Origin of the sequence: Arthrobacter sp. NPDC058288, from assembly GCF_042880995.1 — a bacterium.
GTDB lineage: Bacteria > Actinomycetota > Actinomycetes > Actinomycetales > Micrococcaceae > Arthrobacter.
Window position 1 is genome coordinate 895,731 of sequence record NZ_JBHVYH010000001.1, and the last position, 25,349, is coordinate 921,079.

The 25,349-nt window shown below is 62.6% G+C and carries 31 protein-coding genes and 1 other RNA gene; 17 read left to right on the top strand and 15 right to left on the bottom strand.

Features of this window, described 5'->3' with window-relative positions:
• Nucleotides 1-381 precede the first annotated feature (381 nt).
• The 3 genes from ACFVWT_RS04135 to ACFVWT_RS04145 all read right to left on the bottom strand — a co-directional run bounded on the left by ACFVWT_RS04135 (nucleotide 382) and on the right by ACFVWT_RS04145 (nucleotide 2,918).
• Entirely contained in the window at nucleotides 382-672 is a 291-nt protein-coding gene (locus tag ACFVWT_RS04135; RefSeq protein ID WP_390245482.1) for a hypothetical protein, read from the bottom strand.
• A 181-nt stretch (nucleotides 673-853) separates the two neighbouring features.
• Complete coding sequence (locus ACFVWT_RS04140) at nucleotides 854-1,060, bottom strand: hypothetical protein (protein WP_390245484.1); 207 nt, start codon at nucleotides 1,058-1,060, stop codon at nucleotides 854-856.
• 460 nt (nucleotides 1,061-1,520) lie between these two features.
• Nucleotides 1,521-2,918, bottom strand: a complete 1,398-nt coding sequence (locus ACFVWT_RS04145) for a recombinase family protein (protein WP_390245486.1) — start codon at nucleotides 2,916-2,918, stop codon at nucleotides 1,521-1,523.
• A 169-nt stretch (nucleotides 2,919-3,087) separates the two neighbouring features.
• On the opposite strand from ACFVWT_RS04145, the gene ACFVWT_RS04150 reads away from it, so the two are divergent.
• The 12 genes from ACFVWT_RS04150 to ACFVWT_RS04205 all read left to right on the top strand — a co-directional run bounded on the left by ACFVWT_RS04150 (nucleotide 3,088) and on the right by ACFVWT_RS04205 (nucleotide 11,888).
• Complete coding sequence (locus ACFVWT_RS04150) at nucleotides 3,088-3,339, top strand: hypothetical protein (protein ID WP_390245488.1); 252 nt, start codon at nucleotides 3,088-3,090, stop codon at nucleotides 3,337-3,339.
• A gap of 138 nt (nucleotides 3,340-3,477) precedes the next feature.
• Nucleotides 3,478-3,789, top strand: a complete 312-nt coding sequence (locus tag ACFVWT_RS04155; RefSeq protein ID WP_390247064.1) for a TadE/TadG family type IV pilus assembly protein — start codon at nucleotides 3,478-3,480, stop codon at nucleotides 3,787-3,789.
• A 43-nt stretch (nucleotides 3,790-3,832) separates the two neighbouring features.
• The gene (locus ACFVWT_RS04160; protein ID WP_390245490.1) at nucleotides 3,833-4,351 is read left to right on the top strand and encodes a hypothetical protein; all 519 of its coding nucleotides are present in this window, start codon (nucleotides 3,833-3,835) and stop codon (nucleotides 4,349-4,351) included.
• The gene (locus ACFVWT_RS04165) at nucleotides 4,348-4,800 is read left to right on the top strand and encodes a pilus assembly protein TadG-related protein (RefSeq protein ID WP_390245491.1); all 453 of its coding nucleotides are present in this window, start codon (nucleotides 4,348-4,350) and stop codon (nucleotides 4,798-4,800) included. Before ACFVWT_RS04160 ends, ACFVWT_RS04165 begins: the two co-directional genes overlap by 4 nt.
• 43 nt (nucleotides 4,801-4,843) lie before the next feature.
• Entirely contained in the window at nucleotides 4,844-5,959 is a 1,116-nt protein-coding gene (gene prfB / locus ACFVWT_RS04170) for a peptide chain release factor 2 (RefSeq protein ID WP_011692507.1), read from the top strand.
• A 189-nt stretch (nucleotides 5,960-6,148) separates the two neighbouring features.
• A complete protein-coding gene (gene ftsE / locus ACFVWT_RS04175; RefSeq protein WP_390245494.1) occupies nucleotides 6,149-6,946 on the top strand; it encodes a cell division ATP-binding protein FtsE in 798 nt (265 codons plus the stop codon).
• A complete protein-coding gene (gene ftsX / locus ACFVWT_RS04180) occupies nucleotides 6,943-7,857 on the top strand; it encodes a permease-like cell division protein FtsX (RefSeq protein ID WP_209743591.1) in 915 nt (304 codons plus the stop codon). The genes ftsE and ftsX overlap by 4 nt, the downstream gene beginning before the upstream one ends.
• Before the next feature lie 27 nt (nucleotides 7,858-7,884).
• The gene (locus ACFVWT_RS04185) at nucleotides 7,885-9,273 is read left to right on the top strand and encodes a peptidoglycan DD-metalloendopeptidase family protein (RefSeq protein ID WP_390245497.1); all 1,389 of its coding nucleotides are present in this window, start codon (nucleotides 7,885-7,887) and stop codon (nucleotides 9,271-9,273) included.
• Between the two features lie 127 nt (nucleotides 9,274-9,400).
• Complete coding sequence (gene smpB / locus ACFVWT_RS04190; protein WP_390245499.1) at nucleotides 9,401-9,871, top strand: SsrA-binding protein SmpB; 471 nt, start codon at nucleotides 9,401-9,403, stop codon at nucleotides 9,869-9,871.
• Between the two features lie 135 nt (nucleotides 9,872-10,006).
• Nucleotides 10,007-10,375, top strand: a transfer-messenger RNA (tmRNA) gene (gene ssrA, locus ACFVWT_RS04195).
• 195 nt (nucleotides 10,376-10,570) lie between these two features.
• Nucleotides 10,571-10,744, top strand: coding sequence for a hypothetical protein (locus tag ACFVWT_RS04200; RefSeq protein ID WP_390245501.1), 174 nt, complete (start codon nucleotides 10,571-10,573; stop codon nucleotides 10,742-10,744).
• Nucleotides 10,737-11,888 (top strand): tyrosine-type recombinase/integrase, encoded by a 1,152-nt coding sequence (locus ACFVWT_RS04205; protein WP_390245503.1) that lies wholly within the window; start codon nucleotides 10,737-10,739, stop codon nucleotides 11,886-11,888. Before ACFVWT_RS04200 ends, ACFVWT_RS04205 begins: the two co-directional genes overlap by 8 nt.
• Here ACFVWT_RS04205 and ACFVWT_RS04210 read toward each other — a convergent pair.
• Nucleotides 11,885-12,247: a hypothetical protein gene (locus ACFVWT_RS04210; RefSeq protein ID WP_390245505.1), complete on the bottom strand. Its 363-nt coding sequence runs from the start codon at nucleotides 12,245-12,247 to the stop codon at nucleotides 11,885-11,887. The two genes, ACFVWT_RS04205 and ACFVWT_RS04210, sit on opposite strands and share 4 nt — an antisense overlap.
• Before the next feature lie 32 nt (nucleotides 12,248-12,279).
• Between ACFVWT_RS04210 and ACFVWT_RS04215 the strand changes: the two genes are divergently transcribed.
• Nucleotides 12,280-12,522 carry a helix-turn-helix domain-containing protein gene (locus ACFVWT_RS04215; RefSeq protein ID WP_390245507.1) on the top strand — a complete coding sequence of 81 codons (243 nt, stop codon included), beginning with the start codon at nucleotides 12,280-12,282 and terminating at the stop codon, nucleotides 12,520-12,522.
• Between the two features lie 86 nt (nucleotides 12,523-12,608).
• Here the strand turns inward: ACFVWT_RS04215 and ACFVWT_RS04220 are convergent, their stop codons facing one another.
• The gene (locus ACFVWT_RS04220; protein WP_390245509.1) at nucleotides 12,609-13,952 is read right to left on the bottom strand and encodes an excalibur calcium-binding domain-containing protein; all 1,344 of its coding nucleotides are present in this window, start codon (nucleotides 13,950-13,952) and stop codon (nucleotides 12,609-12,611) included.
• Nucleotides 13,953-14,034: 82 nt separating this feature from the next.
• Here ACFVWT_RS04220 and ACFVWT_RS04225 point away from each other — a divergent pair, with 82 nt between their 5' ends.
• The 4 genes from ACFVWT_RS04225 to ACFVWT_RS04240 all read left to right on the top strand — a co-directional run bounded on the left by ACFVWT_RS04225 (nucleotide 14,035) and on the right by ACFVWT_RS04240 (nucleotide 17,693).
• The gene (locus ACFVWT_RS04225) at nucleotides 14,035-14,376 is read left to right on the top strand and encodes a hypothetical protein (protein WP_390245511.1); all 342 of its coding nucleotides are present in this window, start codon (nucleotides 14,035-14,037) and stop codon (nucleotides 14,374-14,376) included.
• Between the two features lie 447 nt (nucleotides 14,377-14,823).
• Nucleotides 14,824-16,122: an acyltransferase family protein gene (locus tag ACFVWT_RS04230; RefSeq protein WP_390245513.1), complete on the top strand. Its 1,299-nt coding sequence runs from the start codon at nucleotides 14,824-14,826 to the stop codon at nucleotides 16,120-16,122.
• A complete protein-coding gene (locus tag ACFVWT_RS04235) occupies nucleotides 16,119-17,354 on the top strand; it encodes an acyltransferase family protein (protein ID WP_390245515.1) in 1,236 nt (411 codons plus the stop codon). Before ACFVWT_RS04230 ends, ACFVWT_RS04235 begins: the two co-directional genes overlap by 4 nt.
• Before the next feature lie 192 nt (nucleotides 17,355-17,546).
• A complete protein-coding gene (locus ACFVWT_RS04240) occupies nucleotides 17,547-17,693 on the top strand; it encodes a hypothetical protein (RefSeq protein ID WP_390245517.1) in 147 nt (48 codons plus the stop codon).
• Here ACFVWT_RS04240 and ACFVWT_RS04245 read toward each other — a convergent pair whose 3' ends face one another.
• From ACFVWT_RS04245 to ACFVWT_RS04290, 10 genes are read right to left on the bottom strand one after another with little or no spacing between them, the layout of a single operon-like run.
• Nucleotides 17,694-19,400, bottom strand: a complete 1,707-nt coding sequence (locus tag ACFVWT_RS04245; RefSeq protein WP_390245519.1) for a LamG-like jellyroll fold domain-containing protein — start codon at nucleotides 19,398-19,400, stop codon at nucleotides 17,694-17,696.
• Complete coding sequence (locus tag ACFVWT_RS04250) at nucleotides 19,400-19,645, bottom strand: hypothetical protein (RefSeq protein WP_390245521.1); 246 nt, start codon at nucleotides 19,643-19,645, stop codon at nucleotides 19,400-19,402. Before ACFVWT_RS04250 ends, ACFVWT_RS04245 begins: the two co-directional genes overlap by 1 nt.
• A 12-nt stretch (nucleotides 19,646-19,657) precedes the next feature.
• Nucleotides 19,658-20,245, bottom strand: coding sequence for a hypothetical protein (locus tag ACFVWT_RS04255; RefSeq protein WP_390245523.1), 588 nt, complete (start codon nucleotides 20,243-20,245; stop codon nucleotides 19,658-19,660).
• A gap of 10 nt (nucleotides 20,246-20,255) precedes the next feature.
• Entirely contained in the window at nucleotides 20,256-20,597 is a 342-nt protein-coding gene (locus tag ACFVWT_RS04260; RefSeq protein WP_390245525.1) for a hypothetical protein, read from the bottom strand.
• Nucleotides 20,594-21,376 carry a hypothetical protein gene (locus ACFVWT_RS04265; RefSeq protein WP_390245527.1) on the bottom strand — a complete coding sequence of 261 codons (783 nt, stop codon included), beginning with the start codon at nucleotides 21,374-21,376 and terminating at the stop codon, nucleotides 20,594-20,596. The genes ACFVWT_RS04260 and ACFVWT_RS04265 overlap by 4 nt, the downstream gene beginning before the upstream one ends.
• Complete coding sequence (locus ACFVWT_RS04270) at nucleotides 21,373-21,846, bottom strand: hypothetical protein (RefSeq protein ID WP_390245529.1); 474 nt, start codon at nucleotides 21,844-21,846, stop codon at nucleotides 21,373-21,375. Before ACFVWT_RS04270 ends, ACFVWT_RS04265 begins: the two co-directional genes overlap by 4 nt.
• Entirely contained in the window at nucleotides 21,839-22,330 is a 492-nt protein-coding gene (locus ACFVWT_RS04275; RefSeq protein ID WP_390245531.1) for a hypothetical protein, read from the bottom strand. Before ACFVWT_RS04275 ends, ACFVWT_RS04270 begins: the two co-directional genes overlap by 8 nt.
• Nucleotides 22,327-23,262, bottom strand: a complete 936-nt coding sequence (locus ACFVWT_RS04280) for a hypothetical protein (RefSeq protein ID WP_390245533.1) — start codon at nucleotides 23,260-23,262, stop codon at nucleotides 22,327-22,329. The genes ACFVWT_RS04275 and ACFVWT_RS04280 overlap by 4 nt, the downstream gene beginning before the upstream one ends.
• Complete coding sequence (locus tag ACFVWT_RS04285; RefSeq protein WP_390245535.1) at nucleotides 23,262-24,368, bottom strand: hypothetical protein; 1,107 nt, start codon at nucleotides 24,366-24,368, stop codon at nucleotides 23,262-23,264. Before ACFVWT_RS04285 ends, ACFVWT_RS04280 begins: the two co-directional genes overlap by 1 nt.
• Nucleotides 24,368-25,345 (bottom strand): hypothetical protein, encoded by a 978-nt coding sequence (locus ACFVWT_RS04290; protein ID WP_390245537.1) that lies wholly within the window; start codon nucleotides 25,343-25,345, stop codon nucleotides 24,368-24,370. Before ACFVWT_RS04290 ends, ACFVWT_RS04285 begins: the two co-directional genes overlap by 1 nt.
• Nucleotides 25,346-25,349: the final 4 nt, after the last annotated feature.

The following is a 25,349-nucleotide window of genomic DNA, read 5'->3' on the forward strand; positions in this document are numbered from 1 at the left end:
GTGGGCTAATTTCTTCCCCACCCTGATCCGCAGGTGGGGCAATTTTTGATCCTCTAAAGTGCCGCTTCGCAGGTTTATCCACAACCCTTGGGTCCGACCGATGCAGGCGGTACCTGTTGTGCCGGTTCCTGTCTCCGGCGACTACAGTGATCGCCCTGTGCTCCACTAAGTGGTTGATCGCTGTCTCCACCGTGCGCTTGGACATGCCAGCAACTTCGGCAAGATCCCTCAGCGAATAGGCCGATACCGTGCCGTAGTCGGGGTGCTGTTCGTCGCGCTCAATCGCGCGGTCGAGGACGCCGTAGACCTTCTGAGCGCTTGGCGAGCAGTTGTAGAGCACAAACTCCGGGATCCGGGCGAAGTAGTCTTCCTCCGGCGCGCTCATGCTCCATCCCCTGGCCGCATGGTCTGTTCCAGCATCTCGGCGCGGATATCGGTCATCTCAAGGCTCAGCGCCAGCAGTTCCCGCCACCGGGCAGAGCCGGGGTCCAGCCCTTCCATCTCTGTCCGGTAGCGTTTCCGTCGCCGCATCAGCACTGCGCTGGCTTGCTCGTACGCCTCCCAGGTCATGGGTGCCGCGTGCGCATGTCCGCTAGACTCGGGTGCAGATCCCCCAAGATCGTTGGAGCCGCTCCGTAGTCCCTCGGAGCGGTTTTCCTTTGCCTCGGTCATGGTCATCCTCGACCTCCAAGCACGGTGGCGAGAAAACGCTTCTGCTCATCCGACAGGGGCGGCGCAGCCATCGCGGACTGTTTCGCGGACGCCCTTATCCGGCGCCTCTGCGCTTCGGACAGATCCGTATCGGACGCCTGTCCGCAGAACTCGCGGCAGTCCGTTCCGGAGACGGCCCCGCTCACTTGGCACCGTCCGTAAGCAGTCGGGCCATTTCTTCCCGCTGGGCCGGCGTGAGGGGAGGCCAGGACTCCAGCGCTTCCGTGATGCGGTCGGCGAGGAGATCGGCCTTGTATTGCCGCCGGGCTTCGACGAGTTCTGGATCGTCGGCGGGTCGGTGCAGAGCAAGCCCGCCGATTTTGGCCTTCGAATGTGCGTATTTGGACACAGCGCAACCCCTTAGGAGTTGCGTGGACCCAATCTCACGCGGCAGGCACCATGCCCGGGCTATCAGTTAGGCCAGACACTAGCTTGCCCCGGCTTGGGCTGCAACCGGCCCGCTTAGGCCCGCAGGATCACAGGCTTGGTGGGCCTACCCTCGACCATCGCTGTCAACAGGGCCTGAGTGTTGAATATCCGTCCCCGATGCTTTGGGCACCGCAGATTGGTCGTAGTTGCGTCTGCGGGTATTTCTGCCAGCGCTTGTGCGAAATACAGCTTGGACCGGTTTGGTGCATTTTTCATGAGGACGCGGTTCCTGCGTGAGGGATCAGGAATGAGCACATGCCTCGAACCGTCCGCGTACTGTCTGGCATGGGCTAGTTCCCGGTTGCACTCCGCGCAGACGAATCGTGCAATCACGTATCCGAAACTGCGGTGCGTTAGCTGATTTTCGCGGTGGTACGGCATCAGTTCCCGGTCTTCCACTCGACGCGGATCAGACTCTCGTCCCGTCCCTTACCAATGCCAGCAGGGAGAATCGTCACCGTCATGAGGGCCTGTATCACGGCCCGCTGTTGTTCGAGGGGTGCCGCTGCCCAGCGTTGGGCAGCACCGGGTCCAGTGAATGCGGCAAGGCTCGAATGGGGGAGCGCGCGGGTAACGACCTGCCGTGCCTCGTCTATCTGCGGACGAAGCTTCGCACTGATGCGTGCCAGTTGCGTTCCGTCGATGATCCCATCTGCGAACTGATCGGATGCAGTCGCCAACCGGGCTTCCAACGCCCGTGCCTGGTCTTCAGCCGCTTTCACGCGCCCCGGGTCACCGGCGGCAATTGCGGCCAAGGCGTCGGGTTGTTCCAAGCGAGCCAGAACATGTTCCGTCACGACCGCGTCAACCAGCGATTGCTTCCGGCGGATCTTGAAGCAGGACTTACAGCCGTATGCGGGCGGCTGTTGCTTTCCTGTGCCGTTGACGATGCCCCGGAGTCGTCGCATCGTGGATCCGCACAACCCGCAGATCGCGATGCTGGTGAGCAGATGAACCGGCGTATTGCCGACGTAGCTGTTCTTGCGCGTCGGATCATCAAACATGGCCTTCAGTTGATGGTGTGTGTCCTCGTCATAGATGGGTTCGACGTTGGCAGGTCCAACGACGACTCCGCGATGGGTGCGCAGACCCGCATTCGTGGCCCGCTGAAGGATCTGCCGCAACACGGTGGTGTTCCACTTCTCCGCACGGGGACCATGAATGCCTCGGGCGTTGAAGTCCGCACAAATACCGCGCAGGGACTCGCCATCGATGAAACGGGTAGCGGCCTCGGCCACGACAGGCGCCTGTTCCGGATTCCGAACGTCCCGCGTCGCGCCGCTCTCGTCACGGACCCGGAGGAAGCCGTACGGGGTGAATCCATGAGGTTCGCCTTTGAGAGCCTTTTCCTCGAACTTCCGCTTCAGCCTTCGGGACTGCTGGTCCGTTTCGTGCCGTGCAACGGTGCCCTTGATGCGGGCTGTCATCCGTCCCTGGGGCGTGGACAGGTCGATGTCGCCGCCCACGTTCGCCAGTTGCAGTTTGTACCGGTCGGCGAGATCAATGATGTCTTCGAGTTCCCGTGGCGTCCGGGTGAGCCGATCCACGTCCCAGACGATCAGGGCATCTATCTCCCCGCCAGTAACGGCATCGATCATCCGGGCGTACTGAGGGCGGTGCTTGCTTCGAGTCGCCGACACGTCATTGTCGACAAAGCGATCAACAATATCCCACCCCCGCCGACGGGCCTCTAGGGTGCAGTCGTCAACCTGTCGATGAACACCAAGTGAGGTGCCATCAGCGTCCTGGCTGATTCGGGCGTAAATTCCGGCTTTCATGAAGAGATCTTATCTCGATATTGTTACCGCTGGTCTTTGGTGTCCTGCCGCTGACCGTCATCTTTGCAGTGTTCCCCGGACTCGCCGCCATCAGCCTCGGACTATGACCGAATCCAGACGACCCGGACTGCCGGGACAAGACCAGCCCGAACTACAGAATGGAAGCACGATGAAACACCTCGGAATGCGCGTCCTGGCCGTGATCCACTCGACCTCACTGTTGCTCCGGTCAACGGCGGCGTTCACCGGCAGTGGCGGCGGGAAGCTGCATCGAAGCGCGGACCATCCGGAAAGAGGGGATGTGCCGGGCTGGGTGATGATCACCCTCATGTCGGCAGTGCTGGTGGCCGCCCTGCTGGCCTTGGCCGGACCCGCACTGGAGGGGTTGTTCAATCAGGCCATGGACAAGGTCGGAAACTAGCACATGCCCTCAGGGGTCCGGGCGGGGGACGATGCGCCCTGCCGGGCGGCGGAAAAGCCGATCAGATGCGATGACAAATCCGTGAGGGAACGTGGCTCTGCCGTTGTGGATTTCGTCCTGGTGGGCGGGCTCCTCACGATGCTCTTCCTGGCTGTGATCCAGCTGACGCTCGTGCTGCACGTCCGCAACACGCTGATCGACGCTGCAGCGTCGGGCGCGCGGTACGGCACGCTCGCCGACCGGAGTGCGGCTGATGCCAGGGACCGGACGAGCGAGCTGATCGGAATGGCGCTCAATGCCGACTTCGCCCAGGATGTGAGCACCTCCGAAGTGACGTACCAAGGCATCCGGGCCCTCGAAGTGAGAATCAGGGCCCCGTTGCCCGTAATCGGCCTGATCGGTCCCCGGGAGGCACTGGAGGTGAAAGGCCATGCCGCCATCCAGCCGTAGGGTTCAAGCCTTGCTGTCACGCCGGATCCGCGAGGCGGCATGCATGACTGCCGCCCCCGTCCCCGGGCCCCATCACGGGACCGCCCTCACCCCGGGAAGCCAAGGGGACCCGCATACCGTGGCCGTATCCGGGAGCAAGGACGCAACTGCGGGGGAGCGGGGGAGCGCCGTCGTCGAATTCACGTTCCTTGCACTCCTCCTGATGGTTCCCCTCGTGTACTTCATCATCACCGTGGGGCAGATCCAGGGTGGTGCCTTCGCCGTCGTTGGCGCCGCCGACCAGGCTGCCAAGGTCTACGTTGCCCAGTCCGATGCAGAAAGCGGCCGCGCGGCAGCAGAACAGGCAGTCATGCTCGCACTCGCTGACTACGGGCATCCGGCGGACAACGCGAGTATGGACGCAAGCTGCCAGCCCTCGGACTGCCTCGCACCGGGGGCGGCCGTCACCATCACCGTCCACCTCACGGTCCCGTTGCCCTTTGTACCCTTCAGCGATTCATTGCAGCTCAATGCAAGCCGGCTGGACGCCTCGGCCACCCAGGTTGTGGGGCGGTTCCGGTGACGCCGCACCATCGTGACCACGAAGAGGGCGGGCAGATGATGGTCCTGATCATCGGCTACGTTCTCCTCGCGCTCCTGGTCACCAGCGCAGTGATGGCGGCGTCCTCCCTGTACCTGGAACACAAGAAGCTGCTATCCGCGGCAGACGGGGCGTCAGTAGCCGCGGCCGACAGCTACACACTGGGACAGGTCGAGGCGGATGGCGGCAGCCCGTCCGCGGTGCTTAGCGGCGGGCGGGTGCGTAGCGTTGCCGCGGACTACCTGAGCCGGAACGGCGCCTACGGCAGGTTCGACGGACTTGCCGTCGCACCCGATACCGGGAGCCCGGACGGTTCCACCGCCGTCGTCGTACTGAGCGCCGAGGTGCATCCTCCGATCGTGAACTTCCTTATCCCGGACGGAATCAGGATCGAGGCGACATCCACAGCGCGTTCCAGGCTCGTCCGGTAGCGGTGCGGGGCGGCTGGGAAGGATAGCGTAGGCTTTAATAACCATGGCTCAAATAGATTTTTCCGCAGAAATCCGCGCTTTGCGCGCCACCTACTCCTCCATCGAAAACGTCTCGAATGTTGAGGAGCTGAAGGAAGACATCGCCGAACTGAGCGAGCGGGCAGGAGAGCCCAACCTCTGGGACGACCCGGCAGCCGCGCAGAAGATCACCTCCCGGCTTTCCCACCGGCAAAGTGAACTCGAACGACTCAACACGCTGGTTTCCCGGATCGACGACCTCGAAGTCCTGGTGGAACTCGGACAGGACGAGGACGACGCCGATTCGATGGGCGAGGCCGCAGCGGAGCTGGAGTCCATCCGTAAGTCGCTGAAGGACCTGGAAGTGGTGACGCTGCTGTCCGGTGAGTTTGACGAACGCGAAGCAGTAGTCACCATCCGGGCCGGCGCCGGCGGCGTGGATGCGGCTGACTTTGCTGAGATGCTGCTCCGGATGTACCTACGCTGGGCGGAACGCCACGGCTACCCGACTACCATCATGGACACCTCCTATGCCGAGGAGGCCGGACTTAAGTCCGCCACCTTCGAGGTCAACGCCCCTTACGCTTACGGCACGCTAAGCGTGGAAGCCGGTACCCACCGCCTGGTCCGGATCAGTCCCTTCGACAACCAGGGACGCCGCCAGACGTCGTTCGCGGCCGTGGAAGTCATTCCGCTGATCGAGCAGACGGACTCCATCGACATCCCGGACAACGAAATCCGCGTCGACGTCTTCCGGTCCTCCGGCCCCGGAGGCCAGTCCGTTAACACCACTGACTCCGCGGTGCGCCTGACCCACATTCCCACCGGGACAGTGGTGTCGATGCAGAACGAAAAATCCCAGCTCCAGAACCGGGCCGCTGCCTTGCGCGTCCTCCAGTCCCGGCTCCTCCTTCTCAAGAAGGAACAGGAAGACGCGGAAAAGAAGGCCTTCGCGGGTGACGTCAAGGCATCGTGGGGCGACCAGATGCGCTCCTACGTGCTCAACCCGTACCAGATGGTCAAGGACCTCCGGACCGAGCACGAAGTCGGCAACACCTCGGCCGTTTTTGACGGTGAAATAGACGACTTCATTGACGCCGGCATCCGCTGGCGCACTGACAACCGGAACGCCGCCAACTAGGACTCCGGCCCCTGCCAGGACGTCCATTCGGTGGCCGAAATCCTGCGACACGCCCCGGGACTCCAGCTTTTCTGCAGGTGTCCGTGCGTATAGTCGAGGAGCCGGAGCTCTACTTCCCCCAAAAGAAAGCCCGTGCGCCGGCTGCAGTACGGGGCTCAATCAGCCATGTCCTGCAGGGTTATTAGGGCAATGATCCGTTTCGAGAATGTCACCAAGGTCTATGACCAGAAAGCCCGGCCTGCGCTGGACTCTGTCAACCTTGAAATCGACCGTGGTGAGTTTGCGTTCCTCGTGGGCGCCTCCGGTTCCGGTAAATCAACTTTCCTCCGCCTGGTCCTCAAGGAGGACCGGGCCACATCAGGCGCCGTCTACGTTGCCGGCCAGAACGTTGCGCATATTTCAAGCTGGCGTGTGCCGCGGCTGCGCCGGGGCATCGGCGTCGTGTTCCAGGACTTCCGGCTGCTGCCGCAAAAGAATGTCTTCGCGAACGTTGCCTTCGCCATGCAGGTCATCGGCAAGAGCCGCAGCATCATTCGGGATACGGTCCCGGAAGTCCTCAAGACGGTAGGCCTTGAAGGCAAGGAACACCGTATGCCGCATGAACTTTCCGGCGGTGAGCAGCAGCGTGTGGCGATCGCCCGCGCCGTGGTGAACCGGCCAGGTATCCTCCTGGCGGACGAGCCCACCGGAAACCTTGACCCGACGACGTCGATGGGCATCATGGGTGTCCTGGACAAGATCAACCAGAACGGCACCACGGTAGTCATGGCCACGCACGACGACGACATCGTCAACGAAATGCGCAAACGCGTGGTGGAACTGCGGAACGGTGTCGTCATCCGTGACGAAGCCCGGGCCCTGTACACCTCGATGATTCCGGTGGTGGGGCAGTCGCGGCGCTTCAAGGACGCCAGCGGGCGTCCGGACGGGTCCGCTGCGGACACGGGTGACGGGCCCGTCTCCTCCCAGGCGGGGGAGGCGCTGTGAGGCTGGCTTTCATCCTCAGTGAGATCGGCAGCGGCCTGAGGCGAAACCTGTCCATGGTGGTGTCAGTCATCCTGGTGACCTTCGTGTCGCTGACATTCGTCGGTGCAGCCGGGATGCTGCAGCTTCAGATCAACCAGATGAAGGGCTACTGGTACGACAAAGTCCAGGTGGCCATCTTCCTGTGCGGTGACGGCTCGACGGCGGCCGGCTGCGCCACGGGGACGGCCACGCCGGAGCAGCAGGAAAACCTGCGCACCCTTCTTGAATCACCCGCCGTGGCGCAATACATCAATGACTTCCAGTTCGAGTCCAAGGACGATGCCTACAAGCACTTCAAGGAGCAGTTCTCCAACTCTCCGATCGTCGACTCGGTAACGCCGGACCAGCTGCCGGCCTCCTTCCGGATCAACATGAAGGACCCGGAGAAGTATCAGATCATCAGCGAGACGTTCTCCTCGCAGCCCGGCGTCGAGACGGTGATTGACCAGCGCCAGGTCCTGGAACGGCTCTTCTCGGTGATGAACGCGGCCTCTCTGGTCGCAGTCATCATTGCCGGCGTCATGATTGTCTGCGCCATCTTGCTCATCGCCACCACTATCCGCCTGTCTGCGTTCAGTCGGCGCCGGGAGACCGGAATCATGCGATTGGTCGGCGCGTCCAAGACGGTCATTCAGCTGCCATTCATTCTTGAGGGCGTCATTGCCGCCGTGATCGGTGCGGCGCTGGCTTCGGGCACGCTCTGGGCCGTGGCCCATTTCTTCCTCGGCGAGTACATGTCGAAGCAGTATCCCGACACGGCATTCATCTCTCCGGCGCAGACTCTCATCCTTGCGCCGGCGCTGATCGGGCTGGGTGCAACTTTGGCTGGAATTTCGTCTCTCTTGACCTTACGTAGATATTTGCGGGTCTAGGCTGTGCATACCAACGAAGGAATGACCATGACAGAACTGGACCGCAAGGCCCGCCGGCTCCGGACCGCGGGAAAGGGCAGCCGCATTGTCAGCGCCGCCCTGGCACTGATCCTTGCCGCGAGCCTGGGCGCCTCCACCCCTGTGGCATTCGCGGACGAGCTGGAAGACAAGCAGGCGGCACTTGAGGCGGAGGCAGCGCGCGTGCAGCAGTCCCTTGAGTTTGTGGACGCCAAGATCGCCAAGGCCGCCGGGGACCTTGTGATCTACCAGGGGCAGCTACCTGCCGCCCAGCAGGCACTGCTCGAGGCGCAGGGCCGGGTCGCGAGTGCAGTGAAGGAAGTCGAAGCACTGGCGGCGCGTGTGGATCTGGCGCAGCAGAACAAAGCCAAGATCACGCAGCAGCTTGAGTCCGATAAGCAGAAGATCGCCGACACCAAGAAACTCATCGGCCAGATCGCCACCCAGGCCTACAAGTCCGGCGGCGTCCCATCGAACCTCACGCTCTTCTTTGGATCCAAAAGCGGCGGCAGCCTGACGGATACCATGGACCTCGCAGACCAGGCCATGCGAAGCCAGAACTCCGCGATGGACAAGCTCTCCCAGCAGAATGCCACCAACGTCAATTCACAGGCGCGCCTCCAGGCGGTTGAAGCGGAGATCAAGGACCTCAAAGCCAAGGCAGACGCCGCGCTGGCCAAGGAGAAGGCGGCCAGGGACGAAGCCGCAGCCAAGAAGGAGCAGGTGGACAAGCTGATTGCTGACACCACCCGGATCAACAACGAGCTCCAGGCAGCCAAACCGGGCATCCAGAACCAGCTCTCCAAGGTCCAGGCCGCCCAAGACGCAGTGGCCGCAGAAATTGTCGAACGTGACCGTAAACTGCGTGAAGCGTGGGAAGCAGAACAGCGCCGCATCGCTGAAGCGGCCGCCGCCGCGGCACGGGCAGCCGGTCAGGCAGCCCAGCCCTACGTCCCGCAGGTCGGGCCCCCCTCGGCCTTTGGACTGCGGCACCCGTTCTCGGCCGACATCCCGATCACCTCAGGGTTCGGCTGGCGCGCGACCCCGCCCGGTACCATCGACTTCTACGGCTCCGGCGGGTACATGCACACAGGCATCGACTTTGGTGCCAGTTGCGGGACCCCTGTCTATGCCCCGGCGGCCGGCACGGTTGTGTCAGCCGGATGGAGTAATGACGGCGGCGGCAATAACGTCAAGATCTCCCATGGCGTCGTCCAGGGAAACTCGTTGACCACGATCTATTACCACAACAGCAGCGTCGTGGTGTCTGTCGGCCAGCAGGTCAGCCAGGGCCAGCTCATTGCGTATTCCGGAACGACCGGCAACTCCACCGGCTGCCATTCGCACTTCGAGACCTGGCTGAACGGCCAGGCCGTCGACCCGATGATCCTGCTCTGACAAGCGTGTTGCCGGCCGGTGCACCGACCGGTACCGGCGGCAGGCCCGGGGCTGCCGTAGAATTGAATAGCCTCAGGCCGCCACGGCCGGGGGCAACCATCCAGACCAAGAGCTGAGGAGTTCCACCGTGCCGAAAGAAAGTGGCCGTAAGGTAGTGGTCACCAACCGGAAGGCCCGGCATGACTACCATGTCCTCGACACCTACGAGGCGGGCATCGCCCTGATGGGGACGGAAGTGAAGTCCCTTCGCGAGGGCCACGCTTCCATGGTTGACGGGTTCTGCACGTTCTACAACGACGAACTGTGGATGGAAGGAATCCATATCCCCGAATACAACCAGGGGAGTTGGACGAACCACTCCGCCCGCCGGCGGCGCAAGCTGCTGTTGCACCGCGAGGAACTGACCAAGATCTCCCACAAGGTCCGCGAATCCGGCTTCACCATCGTTCCGCTCCAGCTGTACTTTTTGGACGGCAAGGCGAAAGTGGAGATCGGCGTTGCCCGCGGTAAGAAGGAATACGACAAGAGGCAGACCCTCCGCGAACAGCAGGACAAGCGCGAAGCGCTGCGCGTCATGCGCGAAAGGAACCGCGGCTGAACCTGCCGCGGGCTGCCTGCCGGCGACCGGGAATGAATCCGGGACGCAGTGCGTTATGATTGGTAGTCCGGGAAGGAACGGCGCGGAATCCGCAAAGATTCGGCAACGAGCCTCACCGGTTTGGTAACAAAATACGGGGATGATCGGTTTCGACGATGTTAGTCGCGACAGGTGAAGCGGGCCGAGGATGCAGAATTATCTCGTAAACGCTGTCTGCAAAACAATAAGTGCCAAACAAACGCGCACTGACTTCGCTCTCGCTGCCTAAGCAGTAAGACAGTCCGTCAGCCCGGGATTGCTATCGTCCCGGATCCTGGCGTCATTAAGATAGCCACTGCTGTTTACCTTCGTCATTGGGGTGAACGGGACTCTTAAATGACTGGGCCCGGATCAGCTACTCGTTTGCAGGATAGCTGGGGCCGAGAAAATCCGACGCAAACTGCGCCCGGAGAAGCCCTGACAACACGACATCGGACGGGGGTTCAATTCCCCCCATCTCCACTAGAGTTAGCCCCTAGATCCTTGTGATCTAGGGGTTTTCTTTTTGCCTGTTGGCGGAAAGCCCGATTTTGTTGGCGAGAAACGGCACTGATAGGGGACAGGTATGGAAGCGACGCAGGACAGAACAGGACCGAGTGAACGTGCGGGGGAGACCGGCCGAGAGTTGCCCGCCGCCACAAACCCCTACAGGAGCCAGCAATGACCCCCGAACTAATCGCCCTCTCAATCATCCTGTGGGCATGGCTCATCGCACTGCTGATCGCCCCGCACTTTGAGAGGCAGCTTGGTCCCGCAAGCTGGCCTGGCAGAGCCTTCGCTGGTCTGGCGCGCCTATTGGAACGCGGCTGGAATGCCGTGATGCACCGTGGCTAGCATCCGTACGCGCGAACTCGCCAAGGGCGGGGCGTCGCACACGGTGACGTGGCGGGACCCGGAGACGGGCTTGAAGTCGCGGACGTTCGGCGACAAGGACTACGGGCCTGGCGAAGCGAAAGCCAAAGCGCAGGAGTTGAAGGACTTCCTTGACGCCAACGGGAACAGCTTCAAGCTGGCCGCCACGGCGAAGATCCGCAAGGACTCGACCAAGCCGACCGTCTATGAAGTCGTGGTCCGGCACATCGACCTGCTCAGGAAGCCTCAACCTGGCACCATCGCCAAGTACCGGAACATGGCTGCCGCGCACATCGCCGACAGCGAGCTAGGCAAGACGCCCGTAGACAAGGTCAACAAGGCCATGGTTATCGATTGGCTTGATCAGCTCGTGGTTCAGTCCCGCGCCAACCAGCCAACAGGGCAGCGACTCGGACGCAAAACCAAGGGGAACGTCCACGCCGTACTGTCGGCCGCCTTCGCCACTGCCATTGATGAAGAGGTCATGCACCGCAACCCCGCCAAGGGCGTAGCAGAGGCAGACCTCAACGAGGCCCGGGAACCGGTCTATCTGTCGCCGGAGGATCTCGTCATGCTCGCTGACCGCATCGAGCCTCACTACCAGCTGTTCATCCGGTTCCTCGGTGGGACTGGGCTGCGCTACTCGGAAGCCACGGCGCTCCGCCGGCGGGACATCACGATCCGCGAAGGCCGCGCCTCGGTGCGCGTCAGCCGTGCATGGAAGTCAGTCGGCAAGGGCGAGGAGATAGGCCCGCCGAAGTCAAAGAAGGGCAACCGCACCGTGACGTGCAACGCTGCGCTGTCCGCTGCCCTGGCGGAGCACCTTCCAGCTTTCGGACTGGATGACCTGATCTTCCAGTTCCCGGACGGCATGTACCTCCGGAACTCGAAGTTCCACAAGGAAGTCTGGCAGCCGCTCATGGGCCAGCTTGTCGGCAAAGAGCTGGACCGGAAGCCATGGATACACGAGATCCGGCACGCCCACTGCACGCACCTGCTCGACGCCAACGTGCCCGTACACGTCGTGCAGGCAAGGCTCGGTCATGAGGACCCGCAAACCACGCTGCGGGTCTACGCACGTATGTCTGCCCCGTCCGACGCTGCAGCCGCTGACGCCCTCGGCTAGGCGGGGATGAACCCGGGCGGGCAGCGTTCCCACCGGTGCGCCTGCAGCGCGGGTGGCATCCGGTTGAACACGTGGATGTCCCACTCTGAGTCCGTGACTTTGCGGACGTCAGAGCGGGGCAGCCACGTCCAGTTCGTCTGGTCCTCGTCGTCTACCCATGAGAAGCAGATCCAGTCGGCAGCCCAACGGGAGCCCTCACCGAGCACCTCGAGCCGCTGCCCGCCATTGACGGTGAGCGTCGCGGCCAGAAGGGGGTAGCTGGTGTATTCCCAGCTGTGCGCCTCGGCGGCCGGCATCTCGCCCCGGATATAGCTATGCCTCTCGCCGTACCAGAGGAAGTCACGTCCTTTGCTTGCCACAGCAGAAGTCTAGGTCCTGATATGGTGCTCCGGTGACTGACGATCTTCCGAAGCGCCGTTTCCTGACCGTCGAGCAAGTAGCCGAGGACTTGAACGTTGGTGTCCCGCTCGTGCGCGCCCTCCTGAAGTCAGGGGAGCTCCGTGGAATTCAGGTCGGCGGACGCGGTGCCTGGCGCATCGGCATCCAGGATCTCGAGGACTACATCAGCCACGCTTATGCCAAGACTGCCCGACTCGTCGAGACCGGCGAATTTGGGTCGGAACACGAGGCATAGATCGGGCCAGTTCCAGCTACGACGGCGGTAACAATGAAGATGCCCTGCCGCCCGTTCGGGGTGGCAGGGCATCCGCGCATCTGGCTCTAACCTTCGCAGGCGATACCGTCAGAGTCTGCGTCAAGTGCACTCCGGTAGCCCGGCTGCCAGCTGTAAAGCGGGGCAGCTCCGGCGTTTCGGACTTCCGTGCAGTTGGCGTAGTAGACCGGCGCGGGAGTGGGCGACGGTGTTGGGCTGCTACAAGTGCCCGTGACACTAGGACTCGGCGATCCTGCCGTCTGCCATTCCTTGAAGGTGACGGGACGATTCATTCCCGGGCCGGCGTACCACACAGTGGTGCTGCCGCAGTCCCTGTAGAACTGGTCACCCGGGATCCGCTGCATCTTCTGCGGGGTTGGGAAGTTCTCTGCCTGCCATTCCGCGAAGCCGAGGGGACGGCCGGACTGGGTGTAGAGGTCGGTCATTCGCGCCAACTCAGGCGCCCAGGTCAGCCCGTAGAATCCTTCAGCGTGACGGTCCTGAAACGACCTCCGGCCGGAGTCCTCCCACTCCTTGAGCGTAAGTTTGTGGTTGATGCCGTCCTCGCCTCGCACAAAGATTTCGCTGAAATCGGAGCTCCAACGGTAGTAGTAGCTGCCCTTGATCCAGCCGGCAATGCGCGGTGTCGGGTTTTTCGCGGTCAGCCATTGCTGGTAGGAAAGCCTCGTCCACATCCAAGCGTTTTCGCCTCCGGGCCAGAACGTCACTGCGTAAACTGTTGGCGACCACGGGTACTTCACGAAGTCAGTCGGCGCCGGGGTGGCGTACTTGAACTTGTACACGTCACGCCACTTCTCGTAGCTCAGCGGAACCGGAGTCTGTGACCCGTCAGCGTTGGTGACCAGTTCATAGATGGTCGCGTCGTATACGATCTTGGCTAACGGCCACATCTCAGCTGCCGGGTCACTAACGATCATCTTGGCTGGTAGAGCGACTTGTGCGGTGCCGCATTGAGTGCCGTTCAGGTAGGTGCCGAGCAGGGACCGTTCGCTGTCGTCGACGGCGAGATTCCACCGCCACTTTTGCGTCACCCAGTCAATGGCGTACTGGCAGTCCTCCAGTGCGGGCATCCAAGTTGCGGGGTCCTGGTCGCCCTTGGACTGGTTGACGTTGTCCGTGACCGCCTCGAGGGCGTGCTCGTAGCCGAGGTCGTTTGCGTATGCCTGGCGCTGGTCCGCGGTCCAGTTCCACGCCCCGGATTTCCAGGCTTCAGAGAGCGGAACCATATGGTCGATGTCGACGTCTGCGGCGGATGTCCACGTGGCTCCGTCGTACCAGGAGTACCACTGCCCGGTAGCGACGGTGCAACCGGAACTGTAGGTGACGGGTACCAGAGACTCAGCCTTGAGGACTTCGGCACGGGTATCGCAGCCGTTGCTGTCTGCGTCCACCCAGTGGATGAAGTAGGACCTGTCGTATGTCGTCGGTGCGGCAGTATTCCTTAGCGGCAGCTGTGCAAGGATCGACTGTCCTGTGCTGACGGAACCACCAGCGATCGCTTCCGTCTGGACCTTGGTTGCGGCTGACGGACCCGGAGTTGGTGCGGCTTCCGTAAACGGCAGCGGCGCCGCAGTTGTGGAAGGTGCCGGTTCAGCCGTGATCGTTGTAGTTGGCGACGGCGACTGGGCTGCAGGTGACGATGTCCCTGACTGGGTCGGCGAGGCCGAAGGCGTCGGCTCGCTGGTAGCGGTTGTTGTTGGTGCGGCGGTCGCCGGAAGCGCAACGAACCCGAGCGCCGTCGTTGCGATGGCGAGCGAAGCAAAGGCGGCAGAAAGCCGCCTGCGAGTATCCCCCATGGATATGTCCCTCTATTAATGTCGCATTCGAGCGACCAGATTGTGATAGCTGGAGCATATGGCACAGCGACGACAATTCTGTGAACCGTTACAAACCGTGTTCGCAAAGTGTCGTGATCGTTCGGCCCGTAGCCATTGGGACCGACAAAAGACCCCCACGCGAGTCGGGGGAGACTCAAACGTGGGGGTCCTTGGGCTCCTCCGCGAATGGGGGGTACGCGGAGACACCTCCCCAACCGTACGCCAAAAAGTGGCAGCACCCAATCAAAAAGTCCCAGCTGTTTCCCAGCCTGAACGCGTACGTTCCTGCATAGCCGCAGCCGTCTGGGTACCCACTCGCGGCCGTGGCAGGCGGCCCGCCCGGTTCTGTTGGGGGCTGGCCCGGGCCGCCACCCGCCAACGACGGATAGCCCCGCCCTCCGGAGAGGGCGGGGCTATTTCAGTCAGGGAACAAAACCGGTCTTTTATGACCGGGCTCTTTTCGTGCCCATACCATGTGGCCGCTAAGCTTTGCTCGAATCGGTTGCAAGGTCAATCGTTAATTCACTTTGGGGGAAAATTGCAAACGAACGACGTCAGCCAGCTCCGGAGCTCTCTCACAAAGGGCCGGATTGACGCTCTTGACGGTATCCGGACCCTTGCAGTGCTTGCAGTTTTCCTTTTTCATGCCGCACATCCGGCCTTCGTTGGCGGGTTCATCGGAGTCGACGTTTTCTTCACGCTGAGTGGGTTTGTCATCACGCTGCTACTACTCAAAGAGCATCTGCTGACAGGACGCATCGCACTAGGCAGTTTTTATGCCAACAGGGCTGGACGACTCTGGCCCGCACTTACCTTGCTTTGTGTCATAGCAGCCGGCCCCGCTTTACTGCTCTCCTCAAACGTATTCGAGGGTCAAGAAATCGACGCATTACGGTCGGTGCTGCATGTCATGAATCTGTTCCGCGGTGGTTGGTTCGGCCCTGAAGTCGGCGGCGGGGTGACAGGGCACACTTGGTCCCTGGCTGTGGAGGAGCAGTTCTACCTCGTTTGGCCACTGATGCTGATCGTACTGCTCAAGTTTTGCTCATTGCGTGTCACGACGATCGTGACTCTCAGCTTAGCGCTACTCGCCCTGGCCGGCAGGGTGCTCCTCGAATGGAGTGGCGCAAGCACGGAACGTATCTACAATGGTCCGGACACTCGAGCGGATCAGCTCCTGATCGGATGCGCCCTGGCGATGCTCTTTACAGCGCTTGAGCCGGGATCTTTGTCTGCTAAAAAGGTCGCAAAATACTCCGGAATGATGGTCTGGCCAGGGGCATTCGCCCTTCTGACGACCGCTCTCTTCGTTGCTTATCCGTGGGGCGACAGCGGTTTTGAGGTCTTCTACAGGACGACCGGCGCATTCGTACTTGCCGTCCTAAGTGCTGCGTTGTTCGCGGGTCTGGCCGCCAATCCAACCCATCTCCTTGCGCGGATATTGGGCAGCAAGGCACTGTCGATTCCCGGACGCAAGCTGTCTTATGGAATTTATCTCTGGCACTATCCAGTAGTGCTTACCGTGGAGAAGTTTCTGGACGGTGAAGATTCTTTTGCGATGTTTGCACGCGTCGCGGTCTCCCTTGCGATCACGCTCGTTGCGGCATGGCTGTCGGCCAGATTCTTTGAAGAGCCGGTGCGTCGGGCTGTCCGAAAGCGAACAAGTCGACACCAGCATGCTTCTGATGTGAGAAACTCTGGCACGGCTGAGCACTTGGGCGACCCTTCTCCCGCGATCAAATGAGGGGTTCTTCATCACCATCAACACCGAACACTAAACATGGGGAAACAGTGCATTCAACAGCAACCATTGTCCGGACTAAGCCAGGGCAAAGACTCAAATCTCTGGATGGGCTACGCGGCGTAGCGGCCCTTGTTGTAGTCGTCTACCACATAGCTCTCACCAGTCCAAGCATCGCTGCCTTATATCTCCACCCATCGGGAACCTCACCAACCACCGTCGAATGGTTGTTTTTCTACACCCCACTGCATCTCGTTTGGGCAGGCCGCGAGGCCGTGGTGATCTTCTTCGTCCTTAGCGGCTTCGTACTGGCCCTACCCGCACTACAGGGGCGGCCCACCATCTGGGCCAGCTATTACCCCCGACGTATCGCAAGACTCTATATTCCGGCGATAGCGAGCCTGTGTTTTGCGTTTGCCACAGTAGTACTCTTGCCAAGAGTGGTGAATCCCGTGTCCAGTGAGTGGGTAAATGACCACTCGACGTCCCCGAATGGCCTGATGCAGGTTATCCTCGGCTCCTCGCTAATGGGTGGCGCCGGCGGGTTGAACACCCCGCTATGGTCATTGCGCTGGGAGGTTCTGTTCTCACTGCTGCTGCCTCTATACATCCTCGTGGCTAGGAAGTGGGGCAGCCTCATTTGGGTCAAGGCAACCATCTTGATTGCCGCCACCGTTGTTGGAGGTCAGACGGGAATGCTCGGTGGCGCTCTGACTTTCCTTCCGGTGTTCGGGCTGGGAGTTCTCATGGCCTCCAAGACAGACCGCATTGCTGATATCGGGAAACGACTGGGGGCCTGGAGCTGGGCTGCAACCTGCGCACTGACAGTGCTGCTACTGACCAGCCAGTGGACCTTGGGCGGCGTCGTCGATGATCTGGAGTCATTCAGAGCTGTATCAACAGGCCTCATCTCAATCGGGGCATGCTTGGCGGTTTTCACCTGCGCATACTTCCGGCCGGCTGTTCGTGCTTTGGAGACGCCGGTGGTCCGACGACTCGGAACGATCTCATTTAGCCTCTATCTTGTCCACGAGCCCATTGTCATCGGGTCCATTATTGCCTTGGGCGGCAATCCTCCGCTTTGGCTGGCATACGCCGTGGCAATCCCAGCCGCGCTAGCCGTTGCTACAGCGTTTTACTGGTTAATTGAGAAGCCGAGTCACATGCTCTCGCAGAAAATGGGCCGACTCCCGAAGGCGGCCCTTAGCCAGGGCCGCCATACGTCTAGGGGATAAACACCCAGTCTCGCGTTCCAGCCGCCTGAAGCCGATGCGCGCAGAGGGGTGTGACGCCGCCCGTCATTTCCGATCCGCAAGGGTTGCCGTCCCAGGATGATCCCCAAGGGCCGCCGATGCCGTTGCCCACAGCGAAAGCGTAGAAGCCGGGCACGAACACCAGCTGGTCTTACTTGCCCCTATACTTCTCGCATGGGGATGCGACCGATAGACAAGCTGCTGATGTGGTTCAACCGTACGCAGACGTGCGCAGAGTGCGGGACCGCCGTGGACCGCAACGGTCCCGCATACTGCTCTGACGCCTGCTGGAACGCACACCAAAACGAGTGGGCGATCTAGCTAGACCACTACCGGGCTGATCGGTTTGGCAACGCCGCCCACGTTCAGGTACGTCCCGCCGGACCCGAGGATTGCCCGTGCCGCTGTTGCGATGCGCGGGGACAGGTCCACGAGGTTTGTGTAGCCGTAAGGGTGGATGCCGTCCGATGCGTCCGAGGACACGAACCAGCCGGGAGTGTCGATGACCTTGACCCGCCGCGTTGAGTCGCACGCCGCAACGCCCGCGATAAGGTCCGCCCGCCTGTTGGTGTTCCAGGGGATGATCACGCCGATCTTGGTTGTGCTCGGTGTCGCAGCCAGAAGGTTATTCAGCACGGTCTTGGTGCTGTCGATAATGTCCACCTTGTCGTTCGTGCCCTGGTTCAGGAGGATCAGGTCCGGCGCCTGCGGGGTAGTGAAGGACCGCGCCTGACCGGCCCAGAGCAGGTTGTAGGTGTTGACCATGCCGGGGACGTTGCCGCCGCCCGTGTCCACGATGCCATGCCCGCCGAACCCTACGACGCCGACCTCTGCGCCCATCAGTTCGCCAAGCGGGTAAGCCCAGCCCGATGCTGAGTCGTTGCGGTCTACGTCGCCGCCCGCGCCGTTGAGCGCGAGCGTCCGCACACCCTCCGTGATGGAGTCACCATAGGCGAGGACGTAGAGCTTCCGCGTGCGGGTGGTTCGGGTCGTGATGCTGCTGGGGTCGGCACTGAATCCGAGGAACACGACGGCGGTGTTCTGCGGTGCGTTCCAACGGTTCTGCGTCTCAGTGGTGGCTTTGACGAGGATCTCTACCAGGTGCGCGCCCCATGTGTTGTTGGTCGGCATGGGGATGGTTACGTCTGCGGCGATGGTCGTTGATGTCCAAGACCCGCCGTCTACCCGGAAGGAGATCTGAGGGAGCGGGGTCAAAGCGTTGGTCAGATCAAACTTTGCCTTGAGCGAAGTTGCTGTGCCGCTGAGGGTGGTCCGCAGGTAGGCGCCCGCGTTGATGGTCTTTGCCTGCGTGGATGTGACGTTCCAGTTGTACGGGCTGTACACGATATTGGCGTCGTTCGGGGCGATAGTGACCGGCGAGTTATCGGCGCCCATATCGGGGAGCGCGGTGTCCACGCCGCTGGCGTCGAGGTGGTACAGCGCAACGGTTGACGAACCGGACACGAACGCGGCAGTCGGCACGGCATAGGTGCCGGCGTATTTCGCGGTGTTGCTGATCCGCACTTCGTCTATGGCGCCCTGCCACTGGAAGCCGGAGCTTCCGAGCCCGCCGATGTAGAACTGAGCGCCGCCTGCCGCTGAGCTGGTTGCTTTCGCGGTGGTTGCTGCCGAGGTCTTGACGCCATCGACGTATAGGTTTGCCACACCAGCGACGAACACGAGCGCGATATGGTGCCATGCGTCATCGGCGATAACGATGTTCGAGCCGAGCGTTACCTCCGCTCCGGTGGGGCCGTAGCGCGCCGTGGCCTTGCCGTCCGCTGCCGCGCCCGCCCAGTACCAGCCGGGGTGTGCAAAGGCTGTGCGCGTTGAGGTGGTGGCAGGGTGCTTCACCCATGCTTCGACGGTGCCCGTTGTGAGGTTGCCGCCGTCCGCGCCCGTGCTTGAGAGGAAGCTGTCCGCGCCGGTCGCGCCGATGATGGCGCCGGAGAACCCGCCGGAACCGAACTTCGCATTGCCGGCAGCGTAGACGGGTGTGCCGGTGACAACTGTTGTGAAGTCGCTCATTAGGAGTTGTCCTTCCAAGTGTCGTTAACAATCCACGTGGTCGGCTGTACTGGTCCGATGTAGGTCACGGCGACGGCGCCAGCTGGTCGGGCGGGGTACGCGCCGGCCGAGTAGATCAGCGTTCCTGAGGTTTCACCCTTGAGCGCATAAGTGGCATTTAGTGCCGCTGCGCCGAGGTTAGTTGGGAGGTGCTTTTCGCGGACTCGGCCGGAGCCGTCCAGTGTGGGGACTTTTTGAGTTGCCATGCTGGCGGCTCCTTAGGTTGTGATGAGAATGGCGTCGGCGTCGGACGGGTCAATAGCAACCGAGCCGTCCGTCTTGGTGGTGATCAGAAGCGTGTCAGCGTCCACTGGATCGAGCGCCACGCCGCCGCCCGAGGAGACTGCGGCAGCGGCTTCGGCCGCCGCCTGGGCAGCGACAGCAGCGGCCTGCGCCGTTGTCGCCGCGGTAGCCGAGGTAGCCGCACTGGTGGTGGCCGCCTGCAGCTGCGCCGTGGCAGCATCAGCCGCAGCCGCCCCGGCCGTCGCCGCAGCGCCGGCCGCCTCCTGCGCGGCCAGCGCGGAAGCCTCCGCAGCGTCCCGGATGCCCTTCGGAGAGAACACCGGAACGATCAGCCCGGCCCCGACGAGCTTGACGCCATCAGCCGGCGCTATGAACGGCGGGGTGAAAGCGTCCGCGCTGCTCGTCACAGGGTTGGCCAGCGGGAGCCCGCTGAGATCCTTTAGCGCGAGCGGGGTGCTTTCGCTGGTGTCGTCGATGTCGTAGACCGTCACCGAAGAATTGACGGCGCGCTGGAACGTCAGAGGGTCGGCGACAAGCTGACTCTCGTATGGGTAATCGGTCATCAGTGCTCCTTCAGGACGTCGAGGCTTCGTTGCTGCCGTCAGCGGGGCCGCCGACTGCCTGCAATTTGGCAGATGCTCCGGTTGGCCTCCACAGACCGAAGTGGGTTCCGACCGCGATCAGGAAGGTAACGAGTGCGGCAATCAGTGCGGTGCCGAGGTTGTACACGACGCCGGCCTGCAGTGCGCTGGCGATCTCGGTGAGCAGTGAGATGACAACACTCAGGGCGGCCAGGTAGACGGCCTTGCGTCCGGGGCTTGTTTCCCGGGTCGTCACGAGGCCCACCAGCAGCGGCAGGACCGTGCCGGCCAGGAGCTGCAGGACGAGAAACAGGGGAATGTCGAAGGTGATCATTTGCCGTTCACGTCCTTCCCGACGAGTGCAGTGATGTCGATGCCGATGGAGTTGAGGTCAGGGATGGTCTGGATCTCCCCGTCCTTGTAGAACGGGCCGAGGACCTTGTTGCGGGCGAGCCACTGCTGGGCGTTCATGGTGTCGAGGGTCCAGACGGGGCGGCGAAGGATGCCGTCACCGGCCCAAACCTGCGGGCTGGAACCGTTCGTTGCGAGTACGAGCATTTTGTCCTCCGGGGATACTGGAATGTCGATGACGGCCGTGATGGTGCTTTGCACGGCGATGGTGCCGCCAACGCGGGGGCGGATGTAGCCGATGAGTCCTTGGCTGGGAAGGTGCTGCAGAATTGTCGGCCCCGTCGTCCACTCCGGGTACGGGTTATCCGGCAGTGAGTCGCTGCTGTTCCCGGACATGCACAACTGCCAGCCGCCCTTGTCCTGCACAAGGACAGCCACGTGCGTTGCCGGGTAGTACCAGTACGCGTCGCCCCACACGACGATGTCGCCCGGGCGCCCCGGCTGGTCCGGGCTGATCAGTTCGTACGCCGCGGCGATCTCCGGCGACTGCGGGAAAGCGTCGACCATGTTCCCTGCCCATCCAGGCCAGCGTCCGGCGCCGCCGGTATTGATGACCGGAAGGCCGAGGAAACGGGACCAATGCGCCGCCGTGTCCCAGCATTGGGCACCGAAGCCCTTGTTCTCCGGGTTCCAGTCCTCGTTCACGTACTGGCCGTTTACCTGTGGGATCCACAGGCCAAGGCTCTGCTGAACGTCGATCATGTCTTGGCTCCTGCGTAGTGGGCGGGATGGTCGGCGATGGTGACACCCTTGGGCGGGGCAGGGAGCAGGGCAATTCCGCCGAGGTCCCGCACGACGCGGACAGCAGCGTAAATCCAGTCGACAAGTGCCCGGTTATCGGTGACAGCCGATTCGGCGAGGGCGCGCACTTCCTTGAGCTCCTGCCGCAGCTCATCGATTGAACTGTCACGCTCCTGCAGCATCTTTTCGAAGCGGGCCAGCAGGCGCTCGTCAGCTTCGAGGTTGAGCTTGCGGTCCTCCCGGGCGTCCGCCGGCGTGCGCCACCGCTTGGCCCATGCGGCGATCAATGCAGTCAGCACCGCCCCAGCAAGCCCGACAGCGGACAGCAGCAGTGGCAGGGGAACTGGTAGGTTGGGATCCACCGGATCGTCAGCCAATGGCACGCGTCCCAGCAGCAGGGCAAAGGTGAGTGCGAGGTGTCCGTCAGCCATGCTTTCCTCGTTCTTCCTCATCCAGGTACCGGAATATGACGGTGCGGGATTTGGCCGCCGACTTGACCATGACCATGCGGGCCAGGATGGCCGCGGCGATCACGTAGCAGAGGGCGATCGTCACGATGCGCTGCTGACCAGTGGTGATCCACAGCCCGGCCTGCAGAAGGATGAAAACCAAGGGGCCGGACAGCAGGAGCCAGAGCCCCGCCATTTCCCAGCGGAAGCCGTTGCGGCGAGTCTCGTACTTCTGCGCGGACATCACGATGCCGATGGCGCTCACGCAGAATCCCAGCAGGGTGACTCCGAACCAGATGGTGATGAACACCTGGTTCGTGTTGTCCCGCACGGAGTTGAGCTGTACCAGTGGGATCATCAGCAGGAAGCCGAGGGCCGCCTTGAAATGGAGGAACGCCCAGTCGGTCCGGGTGAGCCTGCCGAGTGCATGTCGGAGTTTGGTGAGGAACACTGGCATTGCGCTCACCACCCGATCGCAATCCAGTTGACGCGGTGCACAAGTCCCGGAGCCAAGCCGGTCGGGAACGCAACCGTGTAGGTAACCTGCGTCTTGGTGCCGTTGTCGTACGGTGCGCCCGAGGGATTCATGGCAAGAGTCCCGCGGCCGTAAGCTCGGTCGATGGACGAGTCTCCGTTCGAGAGCCCGACGTAGAGCAGGCCATTGGGGAACGCCTTCGGAAATACGACGTTCGCATAGCCCTGTGTGTCCGTGGTGCCGACCTTCGATCCGGTTTGCACAAGGAACTGAGCGCCGGTTGGTGGCGCGCCACCGGTAACGGATCCTCCGACGCCGAACAGTGGGACCTTGCCGACCTCGGAAGCCTTGTCCCACGTGGTTGTTCCGTTCGCGCCGAGGCTGCATACCCAGAGGGCGCCGTTGATGTTCACCTCTGTGCCGACGCGGGTCAGGTACGTGCGAACGAGGTCGTCCTTGGCATACAGTCCGCCGTTGCCAGCCCACACGCGGAGGTCGATGATCGTCTCGGGAGCGGACAGGCCACCCTTCCACTTCACCAGCGCGATAGGCTGGTCATCCTCCACGCCCGGGCCCACCTTGCGGGCCGCCGGGATCTCGGCCGTCGCGCCTGCCGTGATGGCAACCAGCGTGGACGGGCCACCGAGTGCCGGCTGCCAGTTTCGGCGGACCGCGATCAGGTCCCAACGGGCGCCGGTTGCCAGGGTGTCGCACGGCACGATCTGGTCAATGGCCGCCTCGTCAGTGACGCCATGCCCGTGAGCCCGGCCCGCCTTGACAAGGACGTTGTACGGGATCGACGGGTGAGCGGTCACCTTGAAATCATCGATGCCGTAGACGCCGTACTCCGGGCTGCCGGCAAGGTTCTTCGCCCGGTCAGTTTCTGTCACTACGCCGTCGTAAAAGACGCTCGTCAAAGCCATCAGCGGGCCTTCCTATCTGCGTTGTCGCGCTGCAGGGCGCGGATTCTTTTGGCAAGGTTCAGGTCCGGGTCGTCGGTTCGTTCGCCCACGATGGGAGTTGCGACGTCGCCCGCCCTATCCCATGAGAGTCGGACCTCGCGCAGCACGTCGGTGAACGCTTGGCCGCGGATCTTGGCCGTCACGCGGTCGCCCACGCGGAGCCCGTCGCCGCCGTAGCGGAAGTGCTTGGTTTCGGAGAGCTCCAAGGACAGCCCGGCCAGCGGCGCCCCCTCGGCTAGGACCTCGTTAGCGCGGTCTGCGTAGACATCGCCGGACGATGAGTCGCGGGCATCCTGCAAGACCTCGATGACGTCGTTCCATTCGGACTCACGTGCTGTGTCCTTGAATTCCCGGAACTCGCGCGCCACGCCCTCGCCCTGCCCTCCGACAATCGCCCGGGTAGTGGAAGGGGCTGCCAGGGAGTAGGTGCCACCGACGACGGTCCCGTTTTCCGAGGACAGCTCGTGCGGGTAATCCCGCGGCGTGTAGCAGTCCAGTAGCAGCCCAACGCCGTCCTGGCGAACAGTGACGCCGATGCCTGCCTGGTCGACGGCCGGGAACAACCGGTCGTATGCCGGGTGGAACCGGAACGTGTACTTGCCGGACGCCCCGCGGCCCAATGACGGCGCCACGGTCAGGGGGAAGCCGAGCCGTGCAGCAGCCTCAGCCATGACCGTCTTGACGACAGTCTCAGCAGGACCCGCGATGGACCGATACTCGACGTCCTGCCCTGTGAGCGCGGCCGTGGGCTTCGGCCACGCCAACCAGTTGTGCAAGATCCGAAAATCGTCCTCGACCGTGAACGTAAGGGACGGTGCCGCGTTGAAGTCGCCGCCGGCAAGACGCACCGGGCCGGTCATCTCCAAGTTGCCGTCTTTGTAGATCTTCACTCGGGCGCCCGGGGCCATCAGATCCGATGCCCGCAGATGGTCCGCGTCAATTGTGAACGTCGCCGTGGACATCATGTTGTGCCGGATCGTCGGTTTCAGATCGCCCGGCCGGCCAACCCAGCCCCGGAAGTCCCAGCCCTTGTAGACGAGGATCTCGTAGGGGATCTCGGCGGCCATTACCACGCCCTCCGGTACTTGTTCCGGACGGAGGCGATCACGGTTCCGAATCCGGTCATCTGAATAGTCAGCGGCCGGTCCTGCCCTCGGGGGATAGGAACGAACGCGGATGCGGGGGACAGTTCCGCTGTGCGGTCCACGGGAGCCAGCAGCGACTTGTTGACCGAGTTCCAGGCCCCAAACCAGAGCACCTGACCGTTTACGGGGTCGGTGTCCAGCTGGACCGCATATCCGTCTGGGATGTCGAACGGAACGATGATGTCCCGGCCACCGACGCCGAATGAGACAGCCGTCGTCGGGCCTATCGCAGTCCAAACCGCGTAGGCCGGAACGTCGCCGTCGTTAGTGAACGTCGCCGAGCCGAGCGAGCCGCCCGGGGATAGGTAGTGGATCGCGTCGTCGGGGTAGCCGTAGGCGGCGCGGTCCTCCGGAGTGATGTAGTAGGGCCGCATGTCGCCCTGGGCCCATGATTTCGTGACCGTCTCTCCGAGCCAGTAGGGGTCATCGGCTAGCAGCGTGATGCTGTAGTTGGCCCATCCGTGCTTGATCGGGTCGCGGGCCATGTCGTCGTCGGAGTTCAGCAGGCGAAGGTCCAGCGTGCGGCGCCCGCCGTTCGGAACGGCCGCCGTCCATGTACCTTCCATGTCCGGATCGAGCGAGCGCCAGAATGCTTGATCCCGCGCCAGAAACCCGGCGGAACTGTCATCCGAATACAGGTAGACCGGCCAATGCACTTCCCGGTCTCCCGTGGACGTGCCCCGATGCCGGGAGCCCGGGACCATCGGCGAAGAGCTGGACAGCCGCTCAAACGATGGCAGGTGCAGGCCCCGCACGCCCGGCCGCAGGAACAACCCTGTGGCCGGGCGCGTGAGCTCCCACTCGGAACCGTCCCAGCCCGTCCATGAGAGGCTGATGCCCCGCCATGGTGGCGCCGGCGGCGTCGGCGGAATGTAAGGGATGGCGTAAGCGATACCCACTAAA

Excerpts from the sequence above, each read along its gene's own strand:
- ACFVWT_RS04135 (WP_390245482.1), bottom strand. The coding sequence starts at position 672 with ATGACCGAGGCAAAGGAAAACCGCTCCGAGGGACTACGGAGCGGCTCC.
- ACFVWT_RS04145 (WP_390245486.1), bottom strand. The coding sequence starts at position 2,918 with ATGAAAGCCGGAATTTACGCCCGAATCAGCCAGGACGCTGATGGCACC.
- ACFVWT_RS04150 (WP_390245488.1), top strand. The coding sequence starts at position 3,088 with ATGAAACACCTCGGAATGCGCGTCCTGGCCGTGATCCACTCGACCTCA.
- ACFVWT_RS04155 (WP_390247064.1), top strand. The coding sequence starts at position 3,478 with ATGCTCTTCCTGGCTGTGATCCAGCTGACGCTCGTGCTGCACGTCCGC.
- ACFVWT_RS04160 (WP_390245490.1), top strand. The coding sequence starts at position 3,833 with ATGACTGCCGCCCCCGTCCCCGGGCCCCATCACGGGACCGCCCTCACC.
- prfB (WP_011692507.1), top strand. The coding sequence starts at position 4,844 with ATGGCTCAAATAGATTTTTCCGCAGAAATCCGCGCTTTGCGCGCCACC.
- ftsE (WP_390245494.1), top strand. The coding sequence starts at position 6,149 with ATGATCCGTTTCGAGAATGTCACCAAGGTCTATGACCAGAAAGCCCGG.
- ACFVWT_RS04185 (WP_390245497.1), top strand. The coding sequence starts at position 7,885 with ATGACAGAACTGGACCGCAAGGCCCGCCGGCTCCGGACCGCGGGAAAG.
- ACFVWT_RS04200 (WP_390245501.1), top strand. The coding sequence starts at position 10,571 with ATGACCCCCGAACTAATCGCCCTCTCAATCATCCTGTGGGCATGGCTC.
- ACFVWT_RS04230 (WP_390245513.1), top strand. The coding sequence starts at position 14,824 with ATGACCGGGCTCTTTTCGTGCCCATACCATGTGGCCGCTAAGCTTTGC.
- ACFVWT_RS04235 (WP_390245515.1), top strand. The coding sequence starts at position 16,119 with ATGAGGGGTTCTTCATCACCATCAACACCGAACACTAAACATGGGGAA.
- ACFVWT_RS04240 (WP_390245517.1), top strand. The coding sequence starts at position 17,547 with ATGGGGATGCGACCGATAGACAAGCTGCTGATGTGGTTCAACCGTACG.
- ACFVWT_RS04245 (WP_390245519.1), bottom strand. The coding sequence starts at position 19,400 with ATGAGCGACTTCACAACAGTTGTCACCGGCACACCCGTCTACGCTGCC.
- ACFVWT_RS04250 (WP_390245521.1), bottom strand. The coding sequence starts at position 19,645 with ATGGCAACTCAAAAAGTCCCCACACTGGACGGCTCCGGCCGAGTCCGC.
- ACFVWT_RS04255 (WP_390245523.1), bottom strand. The coding sequence starts at position 20,245 with ATGACCGATTACCCATACGAGAGTCAGCTTGTCGCCGACCCTCTGACG.
- ACFVWT_RS04260 (WP_390245525.1), bottom strand. The coding sequence starts at position 20,597 with ATGATCACCTTCGACATTCCCCTGTTTCTCGTCCTGCAGCTCCTGGCC.
- ACFVWT_RS04265 (WP_390245527.1), bottom strand. The coding sequence starts at position 21,376 with ATGATCGACGTTCAGCAGAGCCTTGGCCTGTGGATCCCACAGGTAAAC.
- ACFVWT_RS04270 (WP_390245529.1), bottom strand. The coding sequence starts at position 21,846 with ATGGCTGACGGACACCTCGCACTCACCTTTGCCCTGCTGCTGGGACGC.
- ACFVWT_RS04280 (WP_390245533.1), bottom strand. The coding sequence starts at position 23,262 with ATGGCTTTGACGAGCGTCTTTTACGACGGCGTAGTGACAGAAACTGAC.
- ACFVWT_RS04285 (WP_390245535.1), bottom strand. The coding sequence starts at position 24,368 with ATGGCCGCCGAGATCCCCTACGAGATCCTCGTCTACAAGGGCTGGGAC.